Source organism: Steroidobacter sp. (assembly GCF_016790065.1).
Taxonomy (GTDB): domain Bacteria; phylum Pseudomonadota; class Gammaproteobacteria; order Steroidobacterales; family Steroidobacteraceae; genus Steroidobacter.
Genome location: NZ_JAEUPY010000536.1, coordinates 1 through 1,550 on the forward strand (window position 1 = coordinate 1; position 1,550 = coordinate 1,550).

A 1,550-nucleotide genomic window follows, 5' to 3' on the forward strand; every position below is an offset into this window, starting at 1 on the left:
GTGAGATCGCCTTCGTACCGGTAGTAATCATGGCTGCCAATTTCGCCGCGCATTCTTACGGCGGACTCCATCTCCGGCAGCTTCGAGACATAGTTGACGACACCGCCGGGCTCTGTCTGTCCATATAGGGTGGATGTCCCGCCCTTGATCAGCTCGACTCTGTCGAAGGACACCATATCCAGTTCGACGTTGACATCGGTGCCCTCGCGAAAGCCATCGATTCTGCGCTGCCCGGCAAAGCCGCGAATGCGACTGGATCCATAGCCGTCCTGGTGCGTCGGGCTGCCGGAAGGATCGATCTTGTACAAATCACCCACGCCGCGAATCGAGGCGATATCAATCATGTCCTCGGTGACGGCGATGACGCTAAACGGAGTTTCTGCAATGGGCAGGCCCATCTTGGTCGCGCCGAACGCGTCGTTCTGGGTGGTGATGATTCTGGAGGTCACCACGACTTCGCCGATCACTGAACTGCGATCGTCGTTGTTGCCCTCTTCGGCCGGCGCCGACGCCACTCGTTGGTAACTGGCCGATTCGACGGAGTAGTCGCTGGATGAAATCGAGTTCTGATATTTGCCGGTCTCGACCTTATTGATGACGGCGCGCGATCCCGACACGGTGGCTTGCAAACCGGAGCCGCGCAGCAAAGTGGCCAAGCCTTCATCTACCGTATATTTTCCCTCCAGTGCCTCGCTGATCTTGCCGGCAACCATTTCGGGATCGAACAGCAGATCCAAATTGTTCGATAGAGCGAACTGTCGCAACGCCTGATCTAGAGGCTGTTGCACGATGCTATAGCTGCGCACGGCGGCTTGCGCAGAAGCTACGCTGGGAATGAACGTGCAAATGGCGCACGCGGTCAACGCAGAATGGATGGCTCGACGCACTTTGTAACTCATCGTTCTCCCCGGCCGCTCTTTTGAGCGTGTGCGATATGTGTTCGGGAATAAGAACGCGCGAAGTGAGGATCACCCCCAGAAGAATTTTCGCTCAATCGGCTCGACGCCGGGCACGCTCGTCCGTGCGCTTCACCAAAGCAACTTGCCCATCGGCGCGCTTGATGGCTTTTACCGGAAAGGACGACTCGAGTGCAGCGATGAAATTGTCGACGTTGCCGGCACGAATGACGCCGCTCACGGCCATCCTCATCAGGCTCAGGTCTTCGATGACGATGGGCTGGGGCAGATAGCGATTGGCCTCGGTGACAGCATCGACCAGCGGCGTGGAGTCGAACACCAACTGTCGGCCCAACCACGCACTAGCACGCTCAACTGCAACGGACTCGATGAGCTGTTTACCACTGCCGTGCTCGATCGACAGCACCTGTCCCGCCGTCAACACAGACGGCGTTCTCATACTGGCGGGTTGGATGATCGGCGTGACTTCTACCACGCCTTCCACCAGCGTGACCGCTACGCGTTCGCGGCTGACCTTCACGTCGAAAGCTGTGCCGACAGCTCGTACTCGCGCGTCACCCGCATCGACAATGAACGGTCGCGAGTGATCTTTCGCCACTTGGAACCGCGCCTCGCCCTGAGTGAGACGGATCG

The 1,550-nt window shown here is 58.5% G+C and carries 2 protein-coding genes; both read right to left on the reverse strand.

Annotated elements, in window-relative coordinates; genetic code table 11:
* The coding region (locus JNL55_RS22210; RefSeq protein WP_293859072.1) for a TonB-dependent receptor at nucleotides 1-899 on the reverse strand (899 nt) is incomplete at its 3' end.
* A gap of 91 nt (nucleotides 900-990) precedes the next feature.
* Nucleotides 991-1,550 (reverse strand): FecR family protein (locus tag JNL55_RS22215; protein ID WP_293859075.1); only part of this gene is annotated, 560 nt, incomplete at its 5' end.